The organism is Chloroflexota bacterium (genome assembly GCA_016235055.1).
Taxonomy (GTDB): Bacteria; Chloroflexota; Anaerolineae; order JACRMK01; family JACRMK01; genus JACRMK01.
The window spans coordinates 13,954-37,736 of record JACRMK010000084.1 but is presented as its reverse complement, the minus strand read 5'-3'; the positions used below and the strand labels follow the sequence as shown (position 1 = coordinate 37,736).

The window sequence follows — 23,783 nt, the reverse complement described above, 5'->3', positions numbered from 1 at the left end:
GATGACTTCTAAGTATGGCCTATGTCACACCATAAGAATCATGAAGCGAGTATTTCCCCGGTGTATTTCCGCCGCGCGATGCTGCACACGCCCGCTGCCGACGCCTTCGCCCGCGACGTGGCGCAATACGCCGACTGGCGACTCTACCGCGATGCCGCCGACCTGCGGCGCACGGTGCCGGCCTGGCTCGGCCGGACTGGAGAGCGCGACGTCCGACCTACGCCGCCGCGCTGCGCATCTCCCTCACGACCGGCAGCGCCAGCCAGCCCAGCAGCAGCACCTCGCAACTGATTGCCAGCAGGATCGATGTGGCCGCGATCTGCGCGCCGGTGCCGATCTGCAGCGCCACGCCGGTCAGCAGGCTGGCGGCCAGCACCAGCAGGTAGCAGCCCATCGCCAGCCGTGTCGCGCCGGTATGCTGCTGCTTGATCAGGAACCCGCGCAGCATCACCTCGCACGCCATCAGGAACGGGTACGGGATCATCAGCACGATCGTCGTGTCGGTCAGCGCCCGCAGGTCGGCCGGCAGGCCGATCACCTGGCCGAAGTAGAAGCCGGCCAGCGGCGTCAGCGCCAGCACTCCGAGCAGTCCACTGGCCGCCGCGCCCAGCGCCATGCCGAAGCGCCGGATGCCGCCCAATGTGTGCCGGTCGGCCAGCGCGATCGTCGTCTCCTGCAGTGGGTAGCAGATGCTGCCGATCAGCCCCGTCAGGCTCCAGATGGTCGGCCATGCCGCCAGCGACTGCGTCGGCGATGGCGCGCGCGCCAGTCCGGACGCCAGCAGCGGCTGCGACACGATGCTCATGTATGAGACCATCACGAGCGGCACGTAGAAGCTCAACAGCGGCCCGAAACGCATCGGCGGTTCGATCTCCTCTTCCATATCGGGTAGCACGCGGTTCGCCCAGAAGGTGGCCAGCAGCGCTTCGAGCACGACCGCCAGTCCGGTGACGGCCGCGCCGCCGATCGCGGCGGGCCAGCGCAGTACCGCCAGCGTGAGCACGGTCATCAGCGCGACAAAGATGACGCGGATGACCGTCCCGGCGCTGATGATCCGCGTGCGGCGCATCCGGATCAGGATGCCCTGGTGCATGCGGCGCCAGCCGGTCGGCGAGGGCCAGAGGATCAGGATGCGCAGGGCGGGCAGGCACGCATCGGCCACCGCCGGCGGCAGGCCCATCCACTGTCGCAGGATCACGTCGGCCAGCGGCGTGAAGCTGATCAGCAAGTAGCAGACGTTCACGAAGATGGCGAGGCTGAACGTGAAGCGCCGCATGACCCGCACCATCGCGCGGTCGCGCGAGAGCGCGGCGCTCGCGCCGATCAGCATCAGCATCGGCGCTTCGATCAGGTTCGAGAGCGTCGCCGCGACCGCGAAGCCGGCCAGCGCCGCCTCGGGGCCCGGCGTGCGCGCCATGCCGGCGTTGATGATCGGCATCTCGGCGGACATCAGCAGGCTGCTGGCAGCCAGCGGCCACCAGAGCGAGAAGATGCGGCGTGGTGAGATGAGCGAGTCGCGGGGGATCGATTCCATTCCGGCGCATTGTACAGGCGGCCGCCGGGCAGTGCAAACTCTGGTCAGACCTTACAGGTCTGCCAGGCCCGTGAGGTCTACAATTGTGCCTGTCATCCGTACCGCCGTGCTGGTGGCGGATGACAGATGCCGCCGCGCCCCGGCTGTGATAGCATGAAGCGGGGTGGTCTATCCTGCCTCCGGAGGCGACCCATGCGCCCGATTGCCGTGGTGACCGACAGTGCCGCCTGCGTGCCCGCCGCGCTGAAACACGAACTCGACATCCGTGAAGTGCCGTTTGAACTGCACTGGGACGGCGAGACGTTCCGCGACGGCGAGAACCTCTCGGCCGGCGCGTTCTACCGCCGCCTGCGCGACTCTGCGACGCATCCAACAACCTCGCAGCCGACGCCCGGCGCATTCATCGCCGCGTATCGCGAGCTGGCACGGCAGGTTGAGGCGGTCGTCTCGATTCACGTCGCCGGCGAACTGAGCGGCGCCTGCAATAGCGCGCGTATCGCGGCGGCGCAGGTCGCCCCGTTTCCGGTACGCGTGGTCGATTCGCACACCGCGACCATCGCCGAGGGCTTCGTCGTGCTGGCGGCGGCGCGCGCCGCGGCGAACGGCGGCTCGCTTGATACCGTGGTCGCGGCGGCCGAGCACGTGCGCAGTCGCGTAGACTTCTACGCCACGCTCAAGTCGCTGGAGCACGTGCATCGCGGCGGCCGGCTGGGCGACGCAGCTGTTCTGGTCGGCAACCAGTTGCGCCTCATCCCGATCATGAACTTGCGCGAGGGGCGCGTCTCGGTGGTCAGCCTGACGCGGTCATGGCCAAGTGCGCTGGAACGTGTGCTCAAGCACACGCTCGACCATCTGGCGGGCAAGTTCGCCGTGCACGCCTCCGTGTTCCACGCCGACGCGCCGGCCGATGCCGAATGGCTGCGCGAGCGCCTGCTGGCGCGCATCGCGTGCGACGAGTTCACTGTGACGGAGTTCACGCCGGTGATGGGCGCGCACACCGGCGCGGATGTCGTCGGGGTGGCGTTCTATGCAGACGCTTGAACTGCTGCTGGCGCTTTTCGCTTCTTACCTGTGGGGGGCGATACCGACTGCCTTCATTGTCACGCAGCGGCGCGCCGGGATCGACTTGCGGCGCTACGGCACCGGCACCATCGGTGGCGCCAATGCCGGCGAGCAGATGGGCACGGTCTGGAAGTTCATTATCGCCGGGCTCGACCTGCTCAAGGGCATGGCCCCGGTGGCCTGCCTGCGCGCGCTCGGCGCCGACCCGTGGCTGATGGTGCTGTCCGGCGCGGCGGTCGTCGCCGGCCACAACTGGTCGCCGTACATCGGCTGGGCCGGCGGCCGGGGGCTGGCTGCGGCGATCGGCACGCTGTTCGTCTGGGACGCGCGCCTGCCGCTCTTCCTGCTCTGTTTCTTCTGGGGCGGCCAGTTGGCGCGGCACCGCGGCGAAGGCCCGGCCGCCGGTTTCCTGCTGCTGACGCTCTTTGCCTGGCTGCTCGATCTCGGCCTGCCGTGGCTGGCCGGCTGCGCTTTGCTGGCGCTGATCATCGCGGCCAAGCGGTTGGAGGGCAATCGCTTGCCGCTGCCGACCGCGCGCGCGGAACGCCTGCGCGTGCTCTGGCGGCGCTTCTGGCTCGATCGTGATGTGCCGCTGGGTCAGCCGTGGGAAGAGCGCCGGCAGTTCCGCTGATAACGGCACGGCCGGGCGCGCCTATTCAAGGAGGAACCTGTAATGGTGGCTGACAATCAACCGCATGCAGTTGAGCCGATACACCGGGTTGGCACCGTCGTCGACGTGATCATCACGCTCGGTGCGCTGGTCGCGTTCAATGCCTTTCCCGACCGCATCGGCATCTACGCGATTACCAGCGACCAACTGCGGTTCGAGCCGCTGGTGGCGCCGGGCTTCTGGGCCTTCATGCCGTGGCTGAACATGATCTGGGGCATGGCGCTCGTGATCGGCGTCGCGAACCTATGGCTGGGGCGCTGGACGGTGCCGGTGCGCGCGCTCGATATGACGCGCGACCTGCTCACGATCCTGGTCATGGCACTCATGATCGCGGGCGATCCGCTGGTGGTCAGTCCTGGCCTGGATATTGGCCTGCGGGTCCTGGTCGCCATCGCACTGTTCGCGGTGATCGCCGATCTGGTTGGCAAGGCGGGCCGCTTGTCTGGCAGCGGCACGCATCTGGCGCCGCCCCGCTCGGTGTGAGCGCCCGCCGGCTCAGGCCGCGGCGCGCCCCCGCAACCACTCGCTCATAGACGCGGGAGGCAGCGGGCGGCTGAAAATGTAGCCCTGCATGCCGTCGCACTGCTGCTGCTGCAGGAAATCGACCTGCGCGGGCGATTCGACGCCTTCGGCAATCACGCGCAGATTGAGCGCGCGCGCCATGGCGATGATCGCCTTGGTGATGGCGGCCGTGTTCGCATCGTCAGTCACATCGCGCACGAACGAGCGGTCGATCTTGAGCGTTGAAAACGGGAAGCGGCGCAGGTTGCCCAGCGTCGAGTAGTGGTTGCCGAAATCGTCGATCGAGATGCGCACGCCGAGCGCCGCGAGCTCCTTCAGCGTCCGCGTGCTCGTCGCCACATCCTGCACCGCCGAGCGTTCGATCACTTCCAGTTCAAGCGCGGACGGCGGCAGGTCGTTCTCGCGTAGCGTCTGGGCGATCAGCGCATACAGCGCGGGGTCGCGCAGTTGCCGCGCCGAGATGTTGACAGATACGCGCAGGTGCGGGTGGCCTGCCGCGCGCCACTCGCGCACCTGCGCGCAGGCCGTGCGCACGATCCACTCGCCGAGCGGCAGGATGAGCCCGGTATCCTCGGCCAGCGGGATGAACTCCAGCGGCGGCACCAGCCCGCGCCGGGGGTGCCGCCAGCGCACGAGGGCTTCGACGCTTGGCACGGCCACGCTGGCCACATCGACGATCGGCTGGTAGTGCAGCTCGAATTCGTGCTCGGCGATCGCCCGCCGCAGGTCCGCTTCGGTCTCCAGCAGCGTCAGCACCTCGGAATGCATCCCGGCGTCGTAAATCTCGTAGCGCGCCCGCCCTTGCGCCTTGGCGCGATACATCGCCGTGTCGGCTTCGCGCATGATCTCATCGGGCGAGGCGTTGCGCCGCGTCAACGCAATGCCGACGCTGGCGCTCGGCGCCAGCATGTGCCCGTCCACCGGGAACGGCTGGGTCAGTTCGCACAGCAGCCGCTCGGCCGTCAGCGCCGCATCGGGCGGCGCGTTGATGTCGTTCACCAGCAGCGCGAACTCGTCGCCGCCGAAGCGCGCGATCATGTCGCCGGCGCGCACCGTCGCCTCGATCCGCCGCGCCACCGCGACCAGCAGCCGGTCGCCGATCTGGTGGCCGAGGCTGTCGTTGATCAGTTTGAAGCGGTCCAGGTCGAAGAACAGCACCGCCGCATGCGACCCGCCCGGGCCGCCGTCGGCGTCAATCGCGCGGGACAGCCGCCGCATGAATAGGGCGCGGTTGGCTAGCCCGGTCAGGGGCTCGTGCAGCGCGTCGTGCAGCAGCCGCTCCTCGGCCATCTTGCGCCGCGTGATGTCGGTCTGCGAGCCGGTCAGGCGGCACGCCTGACCTTCGCTGCTGCGTACCGCCAGCGCCCGCGAGAGCATCCAGCGGAATTCGCCATCGGCGTGGCGGATGCGGTATTCGACTTCGAAACTGCTGCGCCGGCCCTCAAGGTGCGCGCTCAGGTGGCTCTGCAGGTCGGCCAGATCGTCCGGGTGCACCAGTGCAAACCACGCCTCCGGCGACGTGCCCGGCGCCTGGTCGGCCAGACCGAGCATCGCTTTCCAGCGGGGTGAGAAGTAGATCTGGCCGGTCAGGAGGTTCCAGTCCCAGAGGCCGTCGTTGGCGCCCTGCGCCGCCAACGCGTAGCGCTCCTCGCTCTCGCGCAGCGCTGCTTCGACGCGTTTGCGGTCCGTGATATCCCGCGCGACCGAGACCACGCCGATGATCGCGCCGGTTTCTGAATGCAGCGGCGCGCCGGTCACCTCGCCGATGCGCTGCTCGCCATCGCGCCGCACAAACGTGTATTCGGCGGTGACGCGCTCGCCGGCCAGTACGCGCTGGGCGTCGCCGATGGCGCGCACGAGCGACTCGGGCGCCAGCACATTGAGCTCACTGAACGAGCGGCCGATCAGCGCGTCCGGCGCATAGCCCAGCGTCGCCTCGACGGACGGCGAGATGCTGATCACGCGCGCCTGCCCGTCGATGGCGAAGATGACGTCGTGAACGTTGGCAAAATGCAGGCGATAGCGCGTCTCGCTCTCGCGCAGCGCGTGTTCGATACGCTGCCGCTCCGCGAAATCGCGCCGCAGTTCCGCGTTGGCGGCCTCCAGCGCGGCCGTGCGCTCGCCCACGCGCTGCTCCAACTCCTCGTTCAGCCGCTGCAGTTCGGCCTCGGCCCGTTTGCGCGCCGTCACGTCGCGGCTCGACAATACCAGCCCGCTCGCTTGTCCCCGCTCATCGTGCAGCACCCGTCCGAGGCATTCCATCCAGACATAGTGTCCGTCGGCATGCCGGTAACGAAACACCACCGGCCCCGGCGCTGACAATGAGGCCGGCGCATGCAGCAGCGTCGCGCGTGCATCCGGCGCATCATCCGGATGCACGCGCTCGATAATCACCTGGCCGATCATGCCACCGGCGTCATAACCGAGCACCCACTGGTGCGAAGGGCTGGCGTACTGGATGATGCCGGACAGATCGACCTCGCTGATCACATCGAGCATGTTGTCTGTGATGCGCCGCAGCCGGGTCTCGCTCACGCGCACGGCCTCCTCGGCCAGCTTGCGCTCGGAGATATCCTGGCAGGTCGTCACCACGCCAAGCGGGCGGCCGTCGGCGTCGGTCACCGCGTCCGACAGCAGCAGGACGGGGAAGCTGCTGCCATCTTTGCGAAGGTTGACGGTCTCGCGCAGCCAGCTGTGCATCTGCGCAATGTCGCTCCACGGCCGCGCCTGCGGGGCCGTGCCGAAAACGCGCGCCGGTTGGCCGATCAGTTCTTCGACCGTGTATCCGTGCATCTCGGCGTCGGCGCGGTTGGTGTAGACGATGCGCCCGTCCACATTGGTGATCGTCACGCCGATCGTCATCGTTTGCAGCGCCTTTTCAAGCAGGCGCGGAGACAGGCTGCTGCCGGACGTGCCGAGCGCATCGACGGCTACGCGATGCACGTATTCGAGTATGGTGGTCATGAATGTTCGCGCGTGGGAGTGGAGTGCAAACTGCCATCTACACAATATTACAAATACATTAAGAATGCGCTTACGGCAGAATCCCCGGCGCGACCAATTTTGTCACCCGCCACGTGGCGACCCCCCGCCTCCGTTCATCGCCCGTTCCATCAATTCGTTCAGAACGGGATATACAAAGTCGATGCGCTGACCGATCTGATCCGGCTCAACCAGGTCATGCAAGAGCTGCTCGGAGGCGTCAAAATCGTATAGTTCGACGTTCGATGCGCCGTGCGCGCGCCAGCGTTCGATGATCTCGTGTGCTGGCGCGTTATTCAGCGCCGGGTCGTAGGCGTTGGTCACCAGCAGCGTGTGCCCGGCCTGCGGTCGCGCACCCGGGCGGCGCGCCGCGGCCAGCTCGGCCAGCCCGATGCCAAACATCTCGCCCATGCCGCGCGACGGGAAACGCGGGTACGCGTGCAGCGGTCCCGGCATCGCTGCTTTGAGCTTCTGGTCCCACCAGATGAAGCGGTTCGGTATGCGCCGGATGAGCGCCACCAGCAGCGGCGCCAGCGCCAGCGGCACGTTGCGCGGCGCAATCTGCGGCGCAATCGAAATGGCCAGCGCCAGATCGGCGCGCATGCGCGCGGCGCGCAAGATCAGCGCCCCGCTGAGCGAGAGGCCGACAATGGCGACCCGCTCGCCGAGTCCGCGTGCGACGTCCAGTGCGGCATCGCTCGCCGCGCACATCGCGGCGGCCCCCGGCGTCGCCAGCGCGTCCGAGAAGCGATCCAGCGTGCCGTGCCCCGGCAGACGCGGGATCAGGATGTTGTGGCCGCGCGCGTGCCACGGCCCGGCGAAGCGCTCCCACTGCTGCGGGCAGTTCGTGTAGCCGTGCAGGAAGACGATCGCCCAGGTCGTGCGCTGCCCGTGCGACAAGAAGCGCGTGCGACACTTCGGGTAGATCGTCGCGTCGTCGAACGCCTGCAGAGTGGTGATGCGCGCCGCCGCTTCGGCGTAGTCTTGCGCGGGCTGAGTTGTGTTCATCGTCGGGACCTCCGCGGCATGGCGCCGGCCTACAGCCGGCTGAACTGCTCCCAGTACACCTCAAACTGCGCCTGCATGACCGGGTCGCCGGGCGTGGCCGGGTCGCGCTGGGTCGCCGAGGCGATCACGCCCTCGCGCAGCAGCGCCAGCTTCGACGTCCATACCGAGATGTCCAGCGTCTGCATCGACCACGCCACAAAGTGCGCCTGCGCGTCGAAGCATTTCCACGCGTCCGGCACCTTGCCCGCGGCATACAGGTTGTACACGCGCGCCAGCGACGGCCCGAAGCACGCCGCCGGCATGCAGCCCACGTCGCCGCGCAGCAGGCCGTCCCAGAAGCCGAGCCCGCCCCAGCCGGTGAAAACGACCATGCGCCCGCCGGTCAGGTTCATGATCTCGCTGATCTTCGGACCCGACGGCACCCCTTCGAGCTTGGCGACGTTGACGTGAGGGAACTCGTCGGCCAATCGCGCGAGAAACGATGCCGGCATGTTTACGCCGGTCAACTGTGGCGCGTCCTGCACGATGACCGGCGCCGACAGCGCGTTCGCCACGGCGGCATAGTAGCGGTACAGCGCGTCGCCGTCCGGCTTGATAAACGACGGCGGCAGCACCATCACGCCGTCCGCGCCCCACGCCTGCGCCTGCCGCGCACGCTCCACCGCCACATCCGCGCCGCTGTGGTCGGCCGAGATGATGACCGGCACCCGCCCGCGCGCCTGGTCGACCACCGCCTGCGCCACCTGCGCGCGCTCGGCGTCGCTCAGTTTGTAGCCCTCGCTGGCCAGCGCCAGCGTTGCCAGCCCGTGTACGCCGCCGTCGATCAGCCAGTCGACCTCGCGGCGCAGGCTCTCCTCATCCACCCGGCCCTCCGGGTCGAACGGCGTGACGACAATCGGAATGCAGCCATACAGTTTCTTTCCGGCCATGCTGTGTTCTCCTCGCGCGCAACCGGTCGCTCACAACTCGGCTGCGCTTTTGGGGTTTGGAAGTTGGGATTTGGGATTTGTCGTGATGCACCAGCGTGCATCATGCGACATTCACATTTGATCAACAACGCTTCGCGCTCGGCGGGAGCCAGGTGCGCAAGGCCGGGGAAGGCGTCGGCTTGCGAGGCAGATACCGTGCTCATGGGTATGCTCCATCTGGCGATCAGCCGCCGGAAAACCGCATCCGCTAATCGTGAAAGCGCACCGAGCGGTCATCGTTCGCATCCGGCAAGCGTCAGCCACGAGGCCGGCATCACCCGCATGATTGCCTTGCCAATGCCCTCGCCGGTAATGATCGCGTGGCGTTCCCGTAAACGGTCGGACTTCATACGTTCCGCCTGCCACCCTGTAAACGAGGGTGATGGCTCGATTATAGCATTTTGCGCCGGGGCGCGATATGCGAGGGATCAGCCGCGAGTGCTATACTGTGGGCGGGGTGATTGCACGGGCTGCTTTGTGGATTTCATCTCAATACAGGGAACAAGAGCATGTCATGGCTCAGTCGCAAGAGGTTGTTGCTCGTGGTTGCTCTGACAATTCTAACGGTGGCAATAGCCGGTGAAGCAATCGCTTCACTGATGCACGTGGTTCCGCCTCGCGCAACTACGGTTGGGCTACGCCACGTTGTAAGCGCGGTAGGACAGTTTGCGATAGATTACCCCGACTCTTGGTGGTTCTCGGAAACGCCCCAAGGCGACCAGTACGTCCCCGACATTGTGGCTCGATTGGAATGGGATCATTTTTCGTCGATGATGACGATTCATAAACGTACCGGCTTGCCTTCATTCGAGGCCGTTCGAGCCTGGGGTGAAAACCTGGCGCAGCAACACTTGCTGTATGCAGCACAATCGTACAGTGTGCGCACGGTGCGAGGCGCTCAGTCAGGTACGTTGGAGTACACGTTTCAATCTATACAGGATTTTGGATTGCCCAATGTGGTCAGGCGATGCCTTGACACCTACCGGTATTACACTGATGTTGGATACAGGCTGACATTCTGTGCTGACGACGATAAGTTAGCTGCCAATCGTTCAATCTATGCGAGCGTGGTGGACAGTTTCGCCTATCAGCCATAATGCAGGCGTGAATAAAACCGAAGGCCATGCGTGGTATTGCATGGCCTCGATGCGCGTCGCGCAAGCCCGCCTCGCCGCTACTTCGGCAGATTCAGTGGCGCGTCCTCAACCGTGCGGCAGGCTGCGCCTTTGCACGCCGCCAGGGCCTTCACGCGCGCCGACAGCACCGCCAGCAGTTTCGGGTCGGCCTTGCCCGCCAGGTTCTGCAACTGGTACGGGTCGGCCTGGATGTCGTAATACTCCTTTTCGCCCGTGTTGTACTCGATGTAGCTCGTCGTCTGCATGCGGATGCCGCGCAGCGGCGGCACGGCGAGCCGGTTCTGCTGCGCGGTCGACAGCGCGGCCATCCGGTTCGCGTCGCCATCGGGCTGCTCCAGCAAACCGGCGTCGGTCACAGGAATCAGCCCCGGTGTGCTCTGCGTCCGTGCGGCACGCATCTCGCCGTTCTCAATCGGATAGACCTGCCGCCACTGATCGAGCGGGATGCTGCTCCCGCGCATCAGCGGGACGAGCGAGCGGCCGTCGACGAAATCGGGCAGCTTGGCGCCGGCCAGGTCCGCCCACGTCGGGGCGAGGTCGGCGTTGCCGCTCAGGTGCGGCACGGTCTTGCCGGCCGGCACGCCGGGCCCGCGCACGATCATCGTCACGCGCAGCTCTTCCTGGTACGGCGTGATCTTGCCGGTGATCTGGCGGTGGTTGCCGAGGTGATAGCCGTTGTCGGATGTGAAGAAGATGTAGGTGTTGTCCAGTTGGCCGCTCGCCTTGAGCGCGTTGACGATCGCCTCGATGCCCTCGTCAACCGCCTGCAGCGCCTGCAGCCGTTTGCGGTAATCCTGGTCGATCGTGTCCATCTGCTTCGTGGTCAGCAGCGGGCGGTCTTTGATGTAGGCCGGCTTGTCGCTCACATCTGCCTCATTATAGTTTGGCGTGCGCGGCGCTTTCGCGCCGGGGAATAGGTCGGCGTGGCGTGGCGCGGGCGTGTATGGTGAATGCGGCGCGTACGGCGCCAGGTACACGAAGAACGGCTTGCCGTCCTTCGCGCTGCGCTGGATGAAGTCAGTCGTCTTGCGCACGTACACGTCGGCGCCGTAATCCTGCGCCGTCTTGCCGTATGCTACCTGTTTGCCATTTTCATTCAGCGTGTAATTGTACTCGCTGTACGGATTGCCCTTCATGGCGCTGTACCATTCGGTCCAACCGGGCGGAATGTACATCGCGTTGCTCTTGTCCGGGTAGCCGTTCAGGTATTTGCCGGCCAGCATCGTGCGGTAGCCGGCGTCCTGCAACCAGACTGCGACCGTGGACTTTTCCTCGCCGAGCTGGAAAAACTTCTGGAAGCCGCCGGTCGGCAGGGAGTTGCCGAGGATCTCGGTGTTATGCGGGTACTGCCCGCGCAGCGTCGTCGCGCGCGAGGGGCAGCAGAGCGACATCGCCACAAAGTAGTTGTCGAACGTCATGCCTTGGTCGGCGATCAGCGACTTCAGCTTGGGCATGAACTGGATCTCGGCCGCATCGAGATCGTCGGTGAGCACGAATACGATATTGGGCTTGGACTTCGCGGCTCCGCTGGCCGCGCTCGCTTGCGTGGTCGCGGCTGGCGTAGCCGGCGATGGCGTTCCCGTGATTGTCGATACGGCCACCGTGGCGGGCATTGCTGTGGCAGCAGCTATGGTGGGCGCGGGCGTCGCGGTTGATGGCGCCGGAGTCGGTCCTTCGCAGGCGGCGAGCAGCGCCAGCACAACGAGGCCAAACACAATGCGCAGATGGCTCTTCATACGCTCTCCCGTGGTGGTGCGTGAACTGCGTGCAAATAGGCGCGTCATCCGCCGGATGCTGCACGCGGCTGTCGCGCAACCTGGCCCGCTATATGCATCACGCGGTACGAGCGGCTAAAGTTTCAGGCAGCGTCGTACAACATACGGGGCACGCACGGAAGCCGGAGCCCTCAAGCGCCGAAGCGCAGCGCCAGTTCATGCTTTCCTTTGCGCTCTTTGCGTGCTTTGCGGTCAATGCGCCCTGCGCTGCGCCGAAGACGTTGACGGCCGCCCAGGGGTTAAGCGGCGGTCCCGCGCGCGGTGGGGACAACATCGCGAACGTTGCGCTAGTCGTTCAGCGCTTCAATATCAAGCCAAACGCACGGTTCCGCCGCCATCACGACCGCGGCCGGCAGATCATCGAAGCAGGCGCTGCCGCTGGGATCGGCGTTGCGGCTGAGCGTCACATCGCCCCAGGTGAGCCGCACGCGCAGCGCGGGCTGCGGGTCGCCGGTAATCGTCGTGCAGAGCGAGAGGCGACGGGGCGTCTGCGCGGGATACTCGGCGTGCACGCGGATGTTCCAGTGATCCGGCTGAACGCTCAGCGACTCGGCCAGCAGAGTCAGCCGCGGCGCCGCGTCCGTGTCGCCGCGTGTGGCAAACACGGATGGTTGCTGGAAGCGCGCCGCAATGTAAGCCGGGTGGAAGCGCACCAGCACGCCGCGCCCCGGGCTCAACAGGCGCGCTCGCGGTGTGATCTCGGCGGCTTCGCTGCCCTCTTCCGGTTGCGCGTTAACTGTCGAATTTGGATTCACTGTCGTCTCGCTGTTCAAGTCGCCGCATCGGGTTCAGGTGCGCGTGGTAACAGCACGCAGGGTATGCACAGGATGGCGCATTTGTAGCGGTCGGGCGCCGTATCGGTCTGTAAATCGGGCTACACTGCCATTATAAACCAGTAGCAATGAACGTCAATCCGCTCCCAGGGCCATCAATTGTCGTAGTGCATGATCGGCACCAAAGCGTCACCGGTTGTCGCCCCGGCGAAAGCCGGGGCCCAAGGGCAGCACCGCTGGATGCCGGCTTTCGCCGACATGACATGTTGGCAGTCCGGCGCACCAGTTTCTGTCCGCACGCACGTCGGCGTGGCGACCTGGAATTCTCAGGGCACGGTCGCTCAGTTTGTCAAGGGATTTTTTTGGTGATTACCCACATCGTCGTGGATCGCGCGTATCAAGACCTCGCGGGTTTTCAAAACCCGCGAGGTCTGGTAGATATGGGTAATCACCAGATTTTTTTAGTCGCCCTGATCCGCTCCACGCCACCTTCTGACTACTGACTATTGGTTACTGCCCGTTTGTATGCCTCGCCCTGCGCCAGCCGTTTGCCGATCGCCGGGTGCGAGTAGAGCAGCCACTCGACCCACGGCTCTGGGTCCACCTCGGCCAGGTTCTGGTTGGCCAGCCGCGTCATCGCTCCGATAAACGCATCCGGCTTGTTGGTTGCTTCCAGCGCGTACTGGTCGGCGCGGCGCTCGCGCCAGCGCGAGAACGCGTTGCTCAGTGGCATGGTCGCAAAGCCGGATGCGCCCATCACCGCCGCGAAGACCGGGAACGCCGCCACGTCGGCGATGCTGCCGAAGCCAAACGCCTGCACGCCCGCCAGCAACCCGAGATCTGCCAGGTACAGCCCCGCCAGCGTCGCCACCGCCTCCAGCGCGATGCCGAGCGGGATGTCGCGATGCACGTGGTGGCCCAGCTCGTGTGCGAGGATCGTCTCGATCTCGTCGGCGCTGAACTGGCCGTACAGCGTATCGCCAAGCACGATGCGCCGCGTGTTGCCCAGCCCCATCAGCGCAGCGTTGGCCGCGGTCGTCTTGCTGGAGAAGTTGATCGTGTAGACGCCGCGCACGCGCGCCTGAGCGCGCTCGGCCAATGCCGTCAGCCGCCGCACCAGTTCGGTATCCTCAATCGGCGTCAGCTTGTAGAACAGCGGCAGGATAAGCACCGGCGCCAGGTTCGAGAGCACGACACTGAACAGCAGCATGAAGCCGGCTGTCCACAACCACCATGTATCCGGCGCGGTACGCAGCAGCGCGTAGATCACCTCGATGACGGCCAGTCCGAGCACGCCGCCGACCGCCATGCCCTTGATGCCGTCGGCGATGAACCCGCCGAACGACTGTGTGGATAACCCGTAGCGATGGGGGAGGACGAAGCCGCTGTAGCAAGTCAGTGGCAGGTCCACGACGAGATAGACCGCGCCGAAGACGAGCATGTAGAGCGCGACGGCAAGCCACTCATTGGCCGTAATCGCCGCGATCTGCCGGCCGAGCGCCGCGCTGGCGCCGCTGAATAGCCACGCCAGCGTCAGCGCCGCCGCGAGGCCCAGTTCCACGACAAACAGGCGGCGGCGAATGCGCGCGTACTCTTTGGCCTGCTGCTGGCGTGCGGGGTCAATGCTGATTTCAATCATAGCATGGTGGTCGTTGGACAGGAGTTCAATAATCGGGTGTCTCACCCTGCAGGCCGGCACGCATCGCGCGCACCGTGTCCGCCAGGACGGCGGGCCAGTCGCCGCCGTAGAAATTGGCGATAGCGCGGTGGCCCAGCGCCAGCGAATGCGCCGGGTCGAGTTGCAGCGCGCGGTTGTAGTCCTCAATCCCGCGCGCATGGTCGATGCGATAGTAATAGTTGTAGATGTCGCCGCGATTGACCAGCGCATTGATGTAGGCGGGCCGCAGTTGCAGTGCACGGTCGAGATCGGCCAGCGCGCGTTCGTACTCGTGCACAGTCATATACGCGTAGGCCCGGTTGTTGTGCGCCTCGGCCGACGCCGGGTTGCACTCGATGGCGCGGCCATAAGCGGCAATCGCGTCTGCATAGTCGCCCCGCTCGAAAGCGGCATCGCCTGCCGCCATGTCCTCGTCAGTGACTCGCGCAGTCGCAGCCGGCGTGGGGCGCGGCGCGGGTTTGAACGCCGGCTGCCGGAACAGGCCGCTGCCGGCCAGCCAGACGAGCAGCGCGGCGAGCACCAGCACCACCGCCATCCCGCCAAGTTTTCGCGCTCGCACGCTCATGCATGTACTCCCGTGCGTGTAGCGTAGCAGTTATCGCGCGCCGCGACAAATTACGTGCCCGCACAACAGGGCGATTCAAAAGTCGCACGGCCCACCGTGCGATCGTGCCCTGAGCGGCACACGACGCCGTCGAAGGGCAGAGAAATGCGCGCGCTTCGACCCCGTCTGCGACTCGCCCCGCGCCATTGGCGGGGGTGGGCGGTGCGGCAAGCTCAGCGCCCGCTTCGTCGGATTTTCAGCATACACCGTACACCACGACTATTGAATGGCCCTGCCCAGCAATTCTCAATTTGGCTTTGGACGCGTACTGTCCAATGCCGGCTTGCTATGAACTGGCCCCCTGGTGCTTATCACGCAAGCTGGCTCGACAAGAAAGCGGGGTTGCCCTCCCCGTTAGCTTTTCCCCTGCTCCCCCGCGCGCGCGCGGGGGAGCAGGGGCCAGGGGATGAGGGGGCATACTGGTGGCCGACTCCAAAATGAGAATTGCTGGGCCCTGCCCGCATGAATTGCCTTGCGCCGCGAACGGTGCTATGCTTGCCAACAAGATACTCTCCGGGCACGGCGTGTCGTTGCACTTCCCCGTATCGCCCCGCCTTGTCCGCCCTGCACTACGACGCGTCGCGATACGCGCCCGGCCGCTCACGTTGCCGTCGGGCGCCCAGTACTTCCCGCGCACCGCATCCGGCGCGCGGCGGATCATCCCAGCCCGTCGCAGCTTGCATGTCGCCCGTCTGTTGATGCGGCCGGCCGAAAGCGAGGTGATGCCCAGCACGCTTGCGGGTTCGTGCGTTCAGCGCTGAGTTGTCCAAATGGAATGCGGCCAGCTTCCCGGCCCATTCGCATCGCTCAGGGAGGTATCCAAATGCTTCGCCCATTCAAGTTTGTCGCGCTCGCCATAGTGGCAGGCGGCCTGTTGCTGGTAGCGCTCGCCGTCACGTGGCCGCAGATTGCCGCCGCCCGGCTGGCGCCCGGCAGCGCCGATCCCGCGGCGATCGCAGCTGCCGTCGACGGCGGCGCGGGCGCGCCCCCCGCCGGCGGCCCCGAGCAGGGCGTCGTCGTCAACGGCTACTACTGGAGTTTTGCCGCCAAGTTCGTGTGCGGCCTGCAGTTGCCGAACAGCAACCCCGTACCGGGCAATGGCGAGCCGGTCGTCAAGCCCGGCAACTACGCGACCGAAATCAACGCGCACAACCCCAACTACAAACAGGTGCCCATCCGCAAAAAAGTGATTGTACTGGTGGATCCTGCGCAAGGGCCGATCGGTCGCGAACCGAACGCCCAGCAACCGCGCGTCATCACCGGCACCATCCTCGGCCCCGACTTCGCGATGTTTGACGACTGCAACGCGCTTTGGGCGCTCGTATACCCGGCCGTTCCTCCACCCGTGCCGATGCCGCTCTTCGTCGGCTACCTGGTCTACCTGAGCCCGCTCGATCTGGACATCGACGCCGTGTACACGGCCGGCACGCCTGGGCCGTTGGCGTCCACGCCGACCAGCGTTTCGATCGACGTGAACCGTGTCACGGGCAAGCGGATCTTTATCCCAGCCGGCGCGGTGCCCTAATCGCGCAGAGGAGGTTGCTATGCCTCGTTCGATCAGACGCGGGCTTATCGCGACCAGCCTGAGCCTGTCGTTGGGCGTGCTGGGGTTGATGCTGTGGGTGCTCGCGGCGGCCGGCGTTTTCGCCGCGGCGGGCTCCGCGCCGGCGGCGCTGGGCACGAACGGACTGCGCTACTGCACGGGTTGGGAGTTCCTGAACAACACGAGCCAGGACGTGAACGGTCTGCGATTCCGGTTGAGCGGCATCCCGACCGTCACGAGCGTGTACACGGAGGTCTATAACCCGTTCGGCCCGACCGACGGCAGCAGCGGCTACGACGCGGGTGCCAACGCCTATCGCCTGAACTTCAGCGGCGCCACGGTCGATGCCAGCGGCATGGTGCACGTTGGCTTCTGCTCGGACAGCCCCGGGCTGTTGCTCGATCCGCAGGCGGCCCAGCCGCTGATGTGGACATTGACCGGCACGCAAGTGCTGTCGAACCCGCTGTTCGCGGGCGTGGCGTGGGACTGGCCGTCGCCGCCGCACCTGCGCGTGCGCGTGGTCAACGCGCAGAACATCTCGATGACGCTGGTGTCGGTGAACTTGCTCGACCCCGGCACGGCGCTGGCGCTGGACGACCTGACGGCCGACGGCACGGCCACGGCGATGCCGGTGCTGGAGATGCTGGACGCGCCGCGCGACGTGGGTCCGCTGGCCGACAGTTTCTTCGACGTCTTCTTTGACTTATCCAGCGGCGCGACGCCGCCCGACCACGCGCAGCGTCTGGAGGTCAATCACCCCTACATTCTCGATATCGTGATGGAGTCTATCGATGATCCGGGCAACGGCGTGCACGTGTACGCGCAGGGCCTGTCACCGCCGGTTCAGTTGTACTTGCCGGCCGTCGCGCGCTAGCGGCGGACTGGCGATCGCGTTTCGCGTGTAACGACGCGGCCCCTCATTCGCAGGGGCTGTGTCGTTTTGGGCCGATTGCCCAACTGCTCATCCGGACAGGTAGCGGAACGCGTGATGTTGAACCCGCTGTGTGGGTGCGTGTGCGGGCGGGTCCGGTCCCCAATGATAAGCAAACGTCCCGATTGTGATCATCGCAATCGGGACGTTTACGTTACGACCGGAATGAACCGGGGCTATTCGAACGGGATATCCTCTTCGCCCATATCCGGGGCGCCCATGTCGGGTCCGGCTGCGCCGCCGCCGGCGCCACCGCCCTCACCCGGGCCGCGCCCGCCGATAAAGCGCACGGTCTGCGCCGTGAGGTCAAATGACGCGCCCGTCGAGCCGTCCTGCTTGGTGTAGATGCGCGGTCCCCCGCTGGTCGGGTCGGGACGCAAACGCCCTTCCACAAGCACCTGGCGGCCCTTGGTCAGGTACTGGCTGCACACCTCGGCTTGCTTGCCGAAAACCGAAACGCGCCACCAGGTGGTTTCCTTAACCTGTTCGCCCTTTTGGTTGTTATAAGTATTATTGGTGGCGACAGACAAGGTTACGGTGGGCGTGCCATTTGGCAGATAGCGCAACTCGGGATCGCGCCCCAGATTGCCGACGATGGTCACTTTTTGATACATGTCGCACCTCCTGTGCTTTGGATGTGGGGAAATTATACACCGAACCGGAAACATAAACAAATCATTTGTTCTAATCGGGCATCGGGCGCGTGCAACGCGCCCCTACGGCTTCACTCGATCATCGTGTAGAGGCTGCCGACCATCACACGGAAATAGCAAACGACCCCACGGGTGTTCAACACCCGCAGGGTCGATGGTCAATCGTCACAAAAGCGCGCGGCTATAGTTGCGTGTTACTTGCCTGCAGATCCCGCGCGGACGGAATACCCTTCAGCGTCTCCGCCGCCATGATGGCCGCCAGTAACGCATCGGCCAGCACATCGGCGGCGACGGCGCCCACACGACCGAGGTCGGCCGTCTGCGCGCCCAGCGACAGTGCAAAGACCGTGTCGCCATCCATCGGCAGATGCGCGGGGCGAAGGACCCGCGCCAGCCCGTCGTGCGCCATTTGCGCCACTTTGGTCGCGCCCGCTTTGCTCAGCTTTGCATTGGTGGCAACCACGGCGATGGTCGTATTGCGCAACGGCATGTCGGCGATCGCTGTCGCGCCGCCGGCCGGGGCCTCGAAGGCAAACCCCCCGCCCGGTTTGCGCGCACCCGCGATAATCCGACCCGTGCGCGGGTCGACCACATCGCCGACGGCGTTGACCGCCACCAGCGCCGCGACGATGATGCCGCCCTCGATCTGCGCCGAGGCGGTCCCGAGGCCGCCCTTGGTGGCCCACGGGAAGCCCATCCGTTTGCCCACAGTCGCGCCGGCGCCGGCGCCCACGTTGCCCTGCTCAATCGCGCCGCCGGCGGCGGCTTCACAGGCTGCATAGCCGCTTTCCGCAGTGGGCCGGACGGTTGGGCTGCCGATACCCAGATCGAACAGGATCGCTGCGGGCACAATCGGCACATACGTGACGCCGACGTTGAAACCGATATGTCGCTCTTCGAGCCAACGCATGACCCCATCGGCTGCGGTCAAACCGAACGCGCTGCCACCACCCAGCAGGATCGCATGCACCTGTTCCACGGTGCAGGTTGGGTCGAGCAGGTCGGTTTCGCGCGTGCCGGGCGCGCCGCCGCGCACATCCACCCCGGCCACCGCGCCGTCTGTACAGAGGACGACGGTGCAGCCGGTGGCCGCGTCGAGGTCGGTCCAGTGCCCGACCTGGATGCCGGGCACGTCGGTCAAGGCGTTGTACGTCGTCATACGGCGCGTGGTTCCAAAACGCCAGCGCGCGACGCTGAACATCGTATGCGCCCAGGAGAAGATGCGTGCGCGCATGGGCGGGCCATCAGTTCACACCCAGATAGCGTAGCGCGGCCAGCACATACATCCGCGCGGCCGTCTTTATTTCGTCGATACTGACCCACTCGTCGATGTGGTGCGGGATATAGATATCGCCGGGGCCGCACGTGACAATCGGAATGCCTTTGCGCGCATTCAAGATCGTGCCGTCGGTCGATCCCGGCACGCCGCCATACACCGGCTCGCGGCCGGTCAGGTCTCTGAACGCCGAAGCCAGCGTTGTGACGACCGGATGATTGCGGTCGGTCTTCGTTGGCTGCCGCACCTCGACCACGCGCATCGTGGTGCGCAGGCGCGGGTCCACCGCAACTACGGCGGCCAGCATGGCCTCGACCTGCCGCGCCAGCGCGTCGGGCTCCTGCCCCGGAATCAGCCGGAAGTCGAGCACCACGTCCGTTGCGGCCGGCATCACGTTCTTCTGCGGCTCGCCAGCGCCGGCCGGCGGCGAGCGCAGGATCGTCGGGGTGATGCTCGGTTGGCCGAGCAGCGGGTCGCGGCCATGCACCGCGATCTCGCGCTCTTCGAGGCTATGCACCAGTGTCAGAAAACGCGCCATCGGATACGCGCTGTTCACGCCGGTTAGCGGCATGGCGCCATGCGACATCACGCCGTGGATCGTCGCTTCGATCCACATGACGCCCTTCTGTGTGATGCATAGATGGTTCTCTTCCGGCTCGCAGATAATCGCGGCGGACACGCGGTCGGCCCAGCCCCGATCGACGAAGTGCTTGATGCCGATCATGGGGCCTTCTTCGTCGCACACCGCGCCGATCAGGATATTGCCGTTCAGGCGCACGCCGCTGCGCATGATCGCCTGCATCGCAACCAGCGCGCATACCAGACCGGCCTTCATGTCGTTGGCGCCGCGCCCGTAGATGCGCCCGTCGCGAATTGCGGCGCTGAACGGCGGGTCGGTCCACTGCGTCGGGTCGCCCTCGGTCACGACGTCGGTGTGCCCCTCGAACATCAGCGTGGGGCCCGTGCCGGCACCGTAAAGCGCGATGACGTTGGGGCGCGCGGGGTGCGGGTATTCGACATGCACGTCCAGCCCGATCACCCGGCAGCGCTCCGCAACCCACTGCGCCGCGTCCGCCTCGCCGTGGTTCAGTTCCGGCTGCCAGACGCTCTTGATGCGCGTCAACTCCTGCACCCAGCGTATCAGTTCATCGTCGTCAATAAAAGAAAGGACGTGTTGCTCAATGGTGGTTATCATGAAAGCTCAATGCACATGGGCATGCCGGACCCGCACCCGATGGACGCGCTTACAGCGGCGGCGTAAAGCGGCCGTCCTGCGCTGTCCAGCCGCCATCGACCGTCACGGTCGCGCCGGTGACGAAGGAACTGGCATCGGATGCGAGGTAGATCACGGCGCCGGCCATCTCCTCCGGCCGCGCCCAGCGGCGCAGGGCGCTCTTGTCGGCATAGGCCTGGTACCAGTCCGGCTTGGCCTTGATCGGCGCGGTCAGCGGCGTTTCGACGACGCCGGGCGCGATGATGTTCACGCGCACGCCCTGCGTGCCGAGCTCGCTGGCCAGCGTGCGCGCCAACTGGCGCGTGCCGGCCTTGGTCGCCGCATAGACGCTCTGGCCCGGCTCGACGACGTCGGCGCGGATGCTGGAGAAGACGATGATGCTGCCGCGCTGGCGCGACGCCATGCGCTTCGCCGTCTCGCGCATCAAGATGAACGTGCCCTTGAGGTTCAGGCCGATCACGCGGTCGAACTCCTCGTCGCTGATCTGCAGGAACGGCTTGCGCACGTTGATACTCGGCGTGCTGACCAGCACATCGACGGCATGCTGCGCTTCGATCCGCTCGAGCGTGGCGACAACCTGCGCGGCGTCGCGCATATCGAGCGCCACGGCGGACGCCTCGGCGCCCTGCGCGCGCGCTTCGGCGGCGACGACTTCGGCGCCGGGGAGATTCATGTCGGCGCAGTAGACGCGCGCACCGAACGCGGCGAGCACGCCGGCCGACGCGCGGCCGATGCCGCTGGCCGCGCCGACGACCAGCGCGGTGCGCCCGCTCAGGTTGAACAGGGAACGATAGTCGAACATGGCGAATCCTCACATGAGAAAATAGCGCGGTGGATGCACGCGGACGGCTGCACGGCGCGCATTGTAGCACAAGCATACCGCACATATCAAGGCGCGCGGGCGGCGCGCAGCAGTTCTCAATTTGGCTTTGGCTGGTACTTTCCAATGCCGGCTTGTCATGTGGTGGTGCTCGGCGCTTATCGCGCAAGCCGATTCGACGAGTACGCCGTGCTGCCCTCCCCCCGACCCCCTCCCAACGAAGTTGGGAGGGGGAGCGATTCGATGGGGATTGGCGCGGCGGCGCAGCCGCCGCGCCAATCCCGTTAGCTTTTCCCCTTCTCCCCCGCGCGCGGGGGAGAAGGGGCCAGGGGATGAGGGGGGTAACCTGGTGGACAGACTCCAAAATGAGAATTGCTGGGCGGCGCGCCTGCCGCGTCGCGTTTGCTCAAATGCGGCGCGCCCGGTAAAATGGGCGTCGCGTCACAATGGCGCCGCGTCAATTCCGCGGCGTTTTTCGTCGCCAGCACCTGCCTATGGATAACGAACGCAAGACCCAGATCACCATGCTCGCCTTCGCGTGCGACTACATCGCGTGGGGCGTCGGCATGACGTTTATCAACCCGACGACCGTGATGCCGACCTTCGTGCGCCACTTCACCGACGAGCCCGGGATCATCGGCCTGATCAACACGATCCAGATGGGCGGCTTCCTGATCCCGCAACTGATCATATCGAACCTGATCGCGCATCGCGTGCGTAAGAAGCCGATCATGATGTACAGCGGGTTCATACACCGGGGCCTGCCCTGGCTGTTTGCGCTGTTCCTGATGCTGAACCCCAACGCGCCTGGCCCGCTCATCCTGATCGTCTTCTACGCCGGCTACACGCTCTTTAACATCGGCGACTCGATCTCGACGGTGCCGTGGTTCGACATCATGGGCAAGTCGGTGCCGGCGGATCGCCGCGGGCGGATGATGGGCACGGCGCAGATCATCGCCTCGCTGCTCGGCATCGGCGCTGGGCAAGTGGTGAAGCTGATCCTGTCGCCGGAGGGACCGGCATTTCCTCTAAGCTATGCGCTGTGCTTCGCCATCGCCGGCTGCGGTATCGTGCTGTCATGGATCAGTTCCGGCTTCGTTCATGAAGTGGTGCAGCCGGTCAGCGAAGAGCGCATGGCGTTTAAGGACTATCTCCCGGCGCTGGGGCGTGTGTTGCGCACCGACGGGCACTTCCGGCGCGTCACCGCCGCCCGCCTGGTGGGCGGCATGGCGAACATGGCGCTGCCGTTCTACATTATCTTCGCCACTGACCGGCTGGGCTTTGCGGCGGACAACGTCGGGCTGTTCGTCTCCGCGCAGGTGCTGGGCGGCCTGCTGGCGGGAACGGTGCTCGGCTACCTGAGCGAACGCTCCGGCAGCAAAGCGGTCATCCTGGCCGCGCTGACCATCCAACTCGCCGCGCCGCTGCTGGCGCTTGGCGTGTTCGCCACGGGCGGCACGCTTGGCGCGCTCGGTCCGTGGGTGTACGCGCTCGTGTTCGTCGCGGTCGGCGTCGGGCAATCGTCCGGCATCCTCGGTTTCATCAACTACGTGCTGGAGCTGGCGCCGCCCCAGGAGCGGGTGACGTATGTCGGGCTGACGAACACACTGAGCGGCGTGCTGGCGCTCGCGCCGCTGATCGGCGCGGCGCTGGTCGATGCCGTTTCTTACACCGGCATGTTCATCGTCGTCGTTGCGGTGCTGGCGGTTTCGCTCATGCTCACCGTGCCGATCGTCGAGCCGCGCCGGCTGGCGGCCCACCCGCGCGCCGCGGCCGATTGAGCCGCGCCGTTTTCGATGTTACAATCCGACCGAAATTTGCCACGGAGTACGCTATGCGTTTTGAGAACAAGATTGCGTTGATCACCGGCAGCGGGCGCGGCATTGGCCGCGCGATCGCGCTGGAACTGGCGCGCGAAGGCGCGGACATTGTCGTCAACTTCTTCCGCAACCGCAAGCCGGCCGAGGAGACCGCCGAGGAGATCCGCACGCTGGGCCGGCGCGCGCACATCATCCGGGCCAACGTCGGCGAAGTCGATCAGATCGAGAAGATGTTTGCCGAGGTCAAAGCGGTCTTTGGCGGTCTGGATATCCTCGTGTGCAACGCGGCCTCCGGCTACATCCGCCCGGTACTGGAGCAGCAGGTCAAAGGCTGGGACTGGACCATGAACATCAACGCGCGCTCGGTGCTGTTCTGCGCCCAGCAGGCGCACCCGTTGATGAAGGCGCGCGGCGGCGGGGCGATCGTGTCGATCTCGTCGCTTGGCTCGTTTCGCACGCTGCCGAACTACGTCGTGATTGGCGCCAGCAAGGCGGCGATCGAGTCGCTGACGCGTTATCTGGCCGTCGAGTTCGCCCCGGATCGCATTGTCGTCAACGCCGTCAGCGGCGGCATTGTTGAAACCGAGGCGCTGGAGCACTTCGAGCACCGGGACCAGATGCTGACCGGCAGCCGGGACCGCACACCCGCCGGGCGCCTGACCTCCCCCGAAGACATCGCCAAGGCCGTCGCGTTCCTCTGCTCGCCGGACGCGTTTATGATCCGCGGGCAGACGATCCTGGTGGACGGCGGCTTCACCCTGGACGTGGTATAGCCCGGCGCCGGCCCAAATCAC

General features: G+C 66.0%; 20 protein-coding genes. 8 read left to right on the top strand and 12 right to left on the bottom strand.

Annotation, left to right across the window (positions count from 1 at the left end; all coding sequences use genetic code 11):
- Nucleotides 1–217: 217 nt before the first annotated feature.
- Nucleotides 218–1,534, bottom strand: coding sequence for a hypothetical protein (locus tag HZB53_20290; GenBank protein ID MBI5879995.1), 1,317 nt, complete (start codon nucleotides 1,532–1,534; stop codon nucleotides 218–220).
- A gap of 192 nt (nucleotides 1,535–1,726) precedes the next feature.
- Between HZB53_20290 and HZB53_20285 the strand changes: the two genes are divergently transcribed.
- The 3 genes from HZB53_20285 to HZB53_20275 are packed head-to-tail and all read left to right on the top strand — an operon-like array spanning nucleotide 1,727 to nucleotide 3,749.
- A complete protein-coding gene (locus HZB53_20285) occupies nucleotides 1,727–2,575 on the top strand; it encodes a DegV family protein (GenBank protein MBI5879994.1) in 849 nt (282 codons plus the stop codon).
- On the top strand, nucleotides 2,562–3,227 hold the full coding sequence (locus HZB53_20280) for a glycerol-3-phosphate acyltransferase (protein ID MBI5879993.1): 666 nt from the start codon (nucleotides 2,562–2,564) through the stop codon (nucleotides 3,225–3,227). The genes HZB53_20285 and HZB53_20280 overlap by 14 nt, the downstream gene beginning before the upstream one ends.
- Before the next feature lie 42 nt (nucleotides 3,228–3,269).
- Nucleotides 3,270–3,749 (top strand): hypothetical protein, encoded by a 480-nt coding sequence (locus HZB53_20275; GenBank protein ID MBI5879992.1) that lies wholly within the window; start codon nucleotides 3,270–3,272, stop codon nucleotides 3,747–3,749.
- A gap of 12 nt (nucleotides 3,750–3,761) precedes the next feature.
- Here HZB53_20275 and HZB53_20270 read toward each other — a convergent pair whose 3' ends face one another.
- The 3 genes from HZB53_20270 to HZB53_20260 all read right to left on the bottom strand — a co-directional run bounded on the left by HZB53_20270 (nucleotide 3,762) and on the right by HZB53_20260 (nucleotide 8,707).
- A complete protein-coding gene (locus HZB53_20270; protein ID MBI5879991.1) occupies nucleotides 3,762–6,752 on the bottom strand; it encodes a PAS domain S-box protein in 2,991 nt (996 codons plus the stop codon).
- A gap of 102 nt (nucleotides 6,753–6,854) precedes the next feature.
- A complete protein-coding gene (locus HZB53_20265; protein ID MBI5879990.1) occupies nucleotides 6,855–7,778 on the bottom strand; it encodes an alpha/beta fold hydrolase in 924 nt (307 codons plus the stop codon).
- A gap of 29 nt (nucleotides 7,779–7,807) precedes the next feature.
- Complete coding sequence (locus tag HZB53_20260) at nucleotides 7,808–8,707, bottom strand: dihydrodipicolinate synthase family protein (GenBank protein ID MBI5879989.1); 900 nt, start codon at nucleotides 8,705–8,707, stop codon at nucleotides 7,808–7,810.
- A 548-nt stretch (nucleotides 8,708–9,255) separates the two neighbouring features.
- On the opposite strand from HZB53_20260, the gene HZB53_20255 reads away from it, so the two are divergent.
- Nucleotides 9,256–9,843 carry a hypothetical protein gene (locus HZB53_20255; protein MBI5879988.1) on the top strand — a complete coding sequence of 196 codons (588 nt, stop codon included), beginning with the start codon at nucleotides 9,256–9,258 and terminating at the stop codon, nucleotides 9,841–9,843.
- A 77-nt stretch (nucleotides 9,844–9,920) separates the two neighbouring features.
- On the opposite strand, the gene HZB53_20250 is transcribed toward HZB53_20255, so the two are convergent.
- The 4 genes from HZB53_20250 to HZB53_20235 form a co-directional block, all read right to left on the bottom strand.
- Nucleotides 9,921–11,618 carry a sulfatase gene (locus tag HZB53_20250; protein MBI5879987.1) on the bottom strand — a complete coding sequence of 566 codons (1,698 nt, stop codon included), beginning with the start codon at nucleotides 11,616–11,618 and terminating at the stop codon, nucleotides 9,921–9,923.
- Between the two features lie 326 nt (nucleotides 11,619–11,944).
- The gene (locus HZB53_20245; GenBank protein MBI5879986.1) at nucleotides 11,945–12,412 is read right to left on the bottom strand and encodes a hypothetical protein; all 468 of its coding nucleotides are present in this window, start codon (nucleotides 12,410–12,412) and stop codon (nucleotides 11,945–11,947) included.
- 514 nt (nucleotides 12,413–12,926) lie between these two features.
- Nucleotides 12,927–14,069, bottom strand: coding sequence for a M48 family metallopeptidase (locus HZB53_20240; protein MBI5879985.1), 1,143 nt, complete (start codon nucleotides 14,067–14,069; stop codon nucleotides 12,927–12,929).
- Nucleotides 14,070–14,094: 25 nt separating this feature from the next.
- The gene (locus HZB53_20235; GenBank protein ID MBI5879984.1) at nucleotides 14,095–14,673 is read right to left on the bottom strand and encodes a tetratricopeptide repeat protein; all 579 of its coding nucleotides are present in this window, start codon (nucleotides 14,671–14,673) and stop codon (nucleotides 14,095–14,097) included.
- Between the two features lie 862 nt (nucleotides 14,674–15,535).
- Between HZB53_20235 and HZB53_20230 the strand changes: the two genes are divergently transcribed.
- A complete protein-coding gene (locus HZB53_20230; GenBank protein MBI5879983.1) occupies nucleotides 15,536–16,237 on the top strand; it encodes a hypothetical protein in 702 nt (233 codons plus the stop codon).
- Nucleotides 16,238–16,256: 19 nt separating this feature from the next.
- Entirely contained in the window at nucleotides 16,257–17,129 is an 873-nt protein-coding gene (locus HZB53_20225) for a hypothetical protein (protein MBI5879982.1), read from the top strand.
- A 233-nt stretch (nucleotides 17,130–17,362) separates the two neighbouring features.
- Here HZB53_20225 and HZB53_20220 read toward each other — a convergent pair whose 3' ends face one another.
- The 4 genes from HZB53_20220 to HZB53_20205 all read right to left on the bottom strand — a co-directional run bounded on the left by HZB53_20220 (nucleotide 17,363) and on the right by HZB53_20205 (nucleotide 21,151).
- A complete protein-coding gene (locus HZB53_20220) occupies nucleotides 17,363–17,800 on the bottom strand; it encodes a single-stranded DNA-binding protein (protein ID MBI5879981.1) in 438 nt (145 codons plus the stop codon).
- Between the two features lie 220 nt (nucleotides 17,801–18,020).
- Nucleotides 18,021–18,998 carry a P1 family peptidase gene (locus tag HZB53_20215; protein ID MBI5879980.1) on the bottom strand — a complete coding sequence of 326 codons (978 nt, stop codon included), beginning with the start codon at nucleotides 18,996–18,998 and terminating at the stop codon, nucleotides 18,021–18,023.
- Nucleotides 18,999–19,083: 85 nt separating this feature from the next.
- Nucleotides 19,084–20,310 (bottom strand): M20 family metallopeptidase, encoded by a 1,227-nt coding sequence (locus HZB53_20210; GenBank protein MBI5879979.1) that lies wholly within the window; start codon nucleotides 20,308–20,310, stop codon nucleotides 19,084–19,086.
- Nucleotides 20,311–20,359: 49 nt separating this feature from the next.
- Nucleotides 20,360–21,151: an SDR family oxidoreductase gene (locus HZB53_20205; protein MBI5879978.1), complete on the bottom strand. Its 792-nt coding sequence runs from the start codon at nucleotides 21,149–21,151 to the stop codon at nucleotides 20,360–20,362.
- 512 nt (nucleotides 21,152–21,663) lie between these two features.
- Here HZB53_20205 and HZB53_20200 point away from each other — a divergent pair.
- Together HZB53_20200 and fabL are read left to right on the top strand one after the other, a co-directional pair.
- Complete coding sequence (locus HZB53_20200; protein ID MBI5879977.1) at nucleotides 21,664–22,950, top strand: MFS transporter; 1,287 nt, start codon at nucleotides 21,664–21,666, stop codon at nucleotides 22,948–22,950.
- A gap of 53 nt (nucleotides 22,951–23,003) precedes the next feature.
- Nucleotides 23,004–23,762, top strand: a complete 759-nt coding sequence (fabL, locus tag HZB53_20195; protein ID MBI5879976.1) for an enoyl-[acyl-carrier-protein] reductase FabL — start codon at nucleotides 23,004–23,006, stop codon at nucleotides 23,760–23,762.
- Nucleotides 23,763–23,783 lie beyond the last annotated feature (21 nt).

What these genes read in the sequence shown, in the direction of transcription:
- HZB53_20290 (MBI5879995.1), bottom strand. Translation starts at nt 1,534, where the DNA reads ATGGAATCGATCCCCCGCGACTCGCTCATCTCACCACGCCGCATCTTC.
- HZB53_20285 (MBI5879994.1), top strand. Translation starts at nt 1,727, where the DNA reads ATGCGCCCGATTGCCGTGGTGACCGACAGTGCCGCCTGCGTGCCCGCC.
- HZB53_20280 (MBI5879993.1), top strand. Translation starts at nt 2,562, where the DNA reads ATGCAGACGCTTGAACTGCTGCTGGCGCTTTTCGCTTCTTACCTGTGG.
- HZB53_20275 (MBI5879992.1), top strand. Translation starts at nt 3,270, where the DNA reads ATGGTGGCTGACAATCAACCGCATGCAGTTGAGCCGATACACCGGGTT.
- HZB53_20270 (MBI5879991.1), bottom strand. Translation starts at nt 6,752, where the DNA reads ATGACCACCATACTCGAATACGTGCATCGCGTAGCCGTCGATGCGCTC.
- HZB53_20265 (MBI5879990.1), bottom strand. Translation starts at nt 7,778, where the DNA reads ATGAACACAACTCAGCCCGCGCAAGACTACGCCGAAGCGGCGGCGCGC.
- HZB53_20260 (MBI5879989.1), bottom strand. Translation starts at nt 8,707, where the DNA reads ATGGCCGGAAAGAAACTGTATGGCTGCATTCCGATTGTCGTCACGCCG.
- HZB53_20255 (MBI5879988.1), top strand. Translation starts at nt 9,256, where the DNA reads ATGTCATGGCTCAGTCGCAAGAGGTTGTTGCTCGTGGTTGCTCTGACA.
- HZB53_20250 (MBI5879987.1), bottom strand. Translation starts at nt 11,618, where the DNA reads ATGAAGAGCCATCTGCGCATTGTGTTTGGCCTCGTTGTGCTGGCGCTG.
- HZB53_20240 (MBI5879985.1), bottom strand. Translation starts at nt 14,069, where the DNA reads ATGATTGAAATCAGCATTGACCCCGCACGCCAGCAGCAGGCCAAAGAG.
- HZB53_20235 (MBI5879984.1), bottom strand. Translation starts at nt 14,673, where the DNA reads ATGAGCGTGCGAGCGCGAAAACTTGGCGGGATGGCGGTGGTGCTGGTG.
- HZB53_20230 (MBI5879983.1), top strand. Translation starts at nt 15,536, where the DNA reads ATGCTTCGCCCATTCAAGTTTGTCGCGCTCGCCATAGTGGCAGGCGGC.
- HZB53_20225 (MBI5879982.1), top strand. Translation starts at nt 16,257, where the DNA reads ATGCCTCGTTCGATCAGACGCGGGCTTATCGCGACCAGCCTGAGCCTG.
- HZB53_20220 (MBI5879981.1), bottom strand. Translation starts at nt 17,800, where the DNA reads ATGTATCAAAAAGTGACCATCGTCGGCAATCTGGGGCGCGATCCCGAG.
- HZB53_20215 (MBI5879980.1), bottom strand. Translation starts at nt 18,998, where the DNA reads ATGACGACGTACAACGCCTTGACCGACGTGCCCGGCATCCAGGTCGGG.
- HZB53_20210 (MBI5879979.1), bottom strand. Translation starts at nt 20,310, where the DNA reads ATGATAACCACCATTGAGCAACACGTCCTTTCTTTTATTGACGACGAT.
- HZB53_20205 (MBI5879978.1), bottom strand. Translation starts at nt 21,151, where the DNA reads ATGTTCGACTATCGTTCCCTGTTCAACCTGAGCGGGCGCACCGCGCTG.
- HZB53_20200 (MBI5879977.1), top strand. Translation starts at nt 21,664, where the DNA reads ATGGATAACGAACGCAAGACCCAGATCACCATGCTCGCCTTCGCGTGC.
- fabL (MBI5879976.1), top strand. Translation starts at nt 23,004, where the DNA reads ATGCGTTTTGAGAACAAGATTGCGTTGATCACCGGCAGCGGGCGCGGC.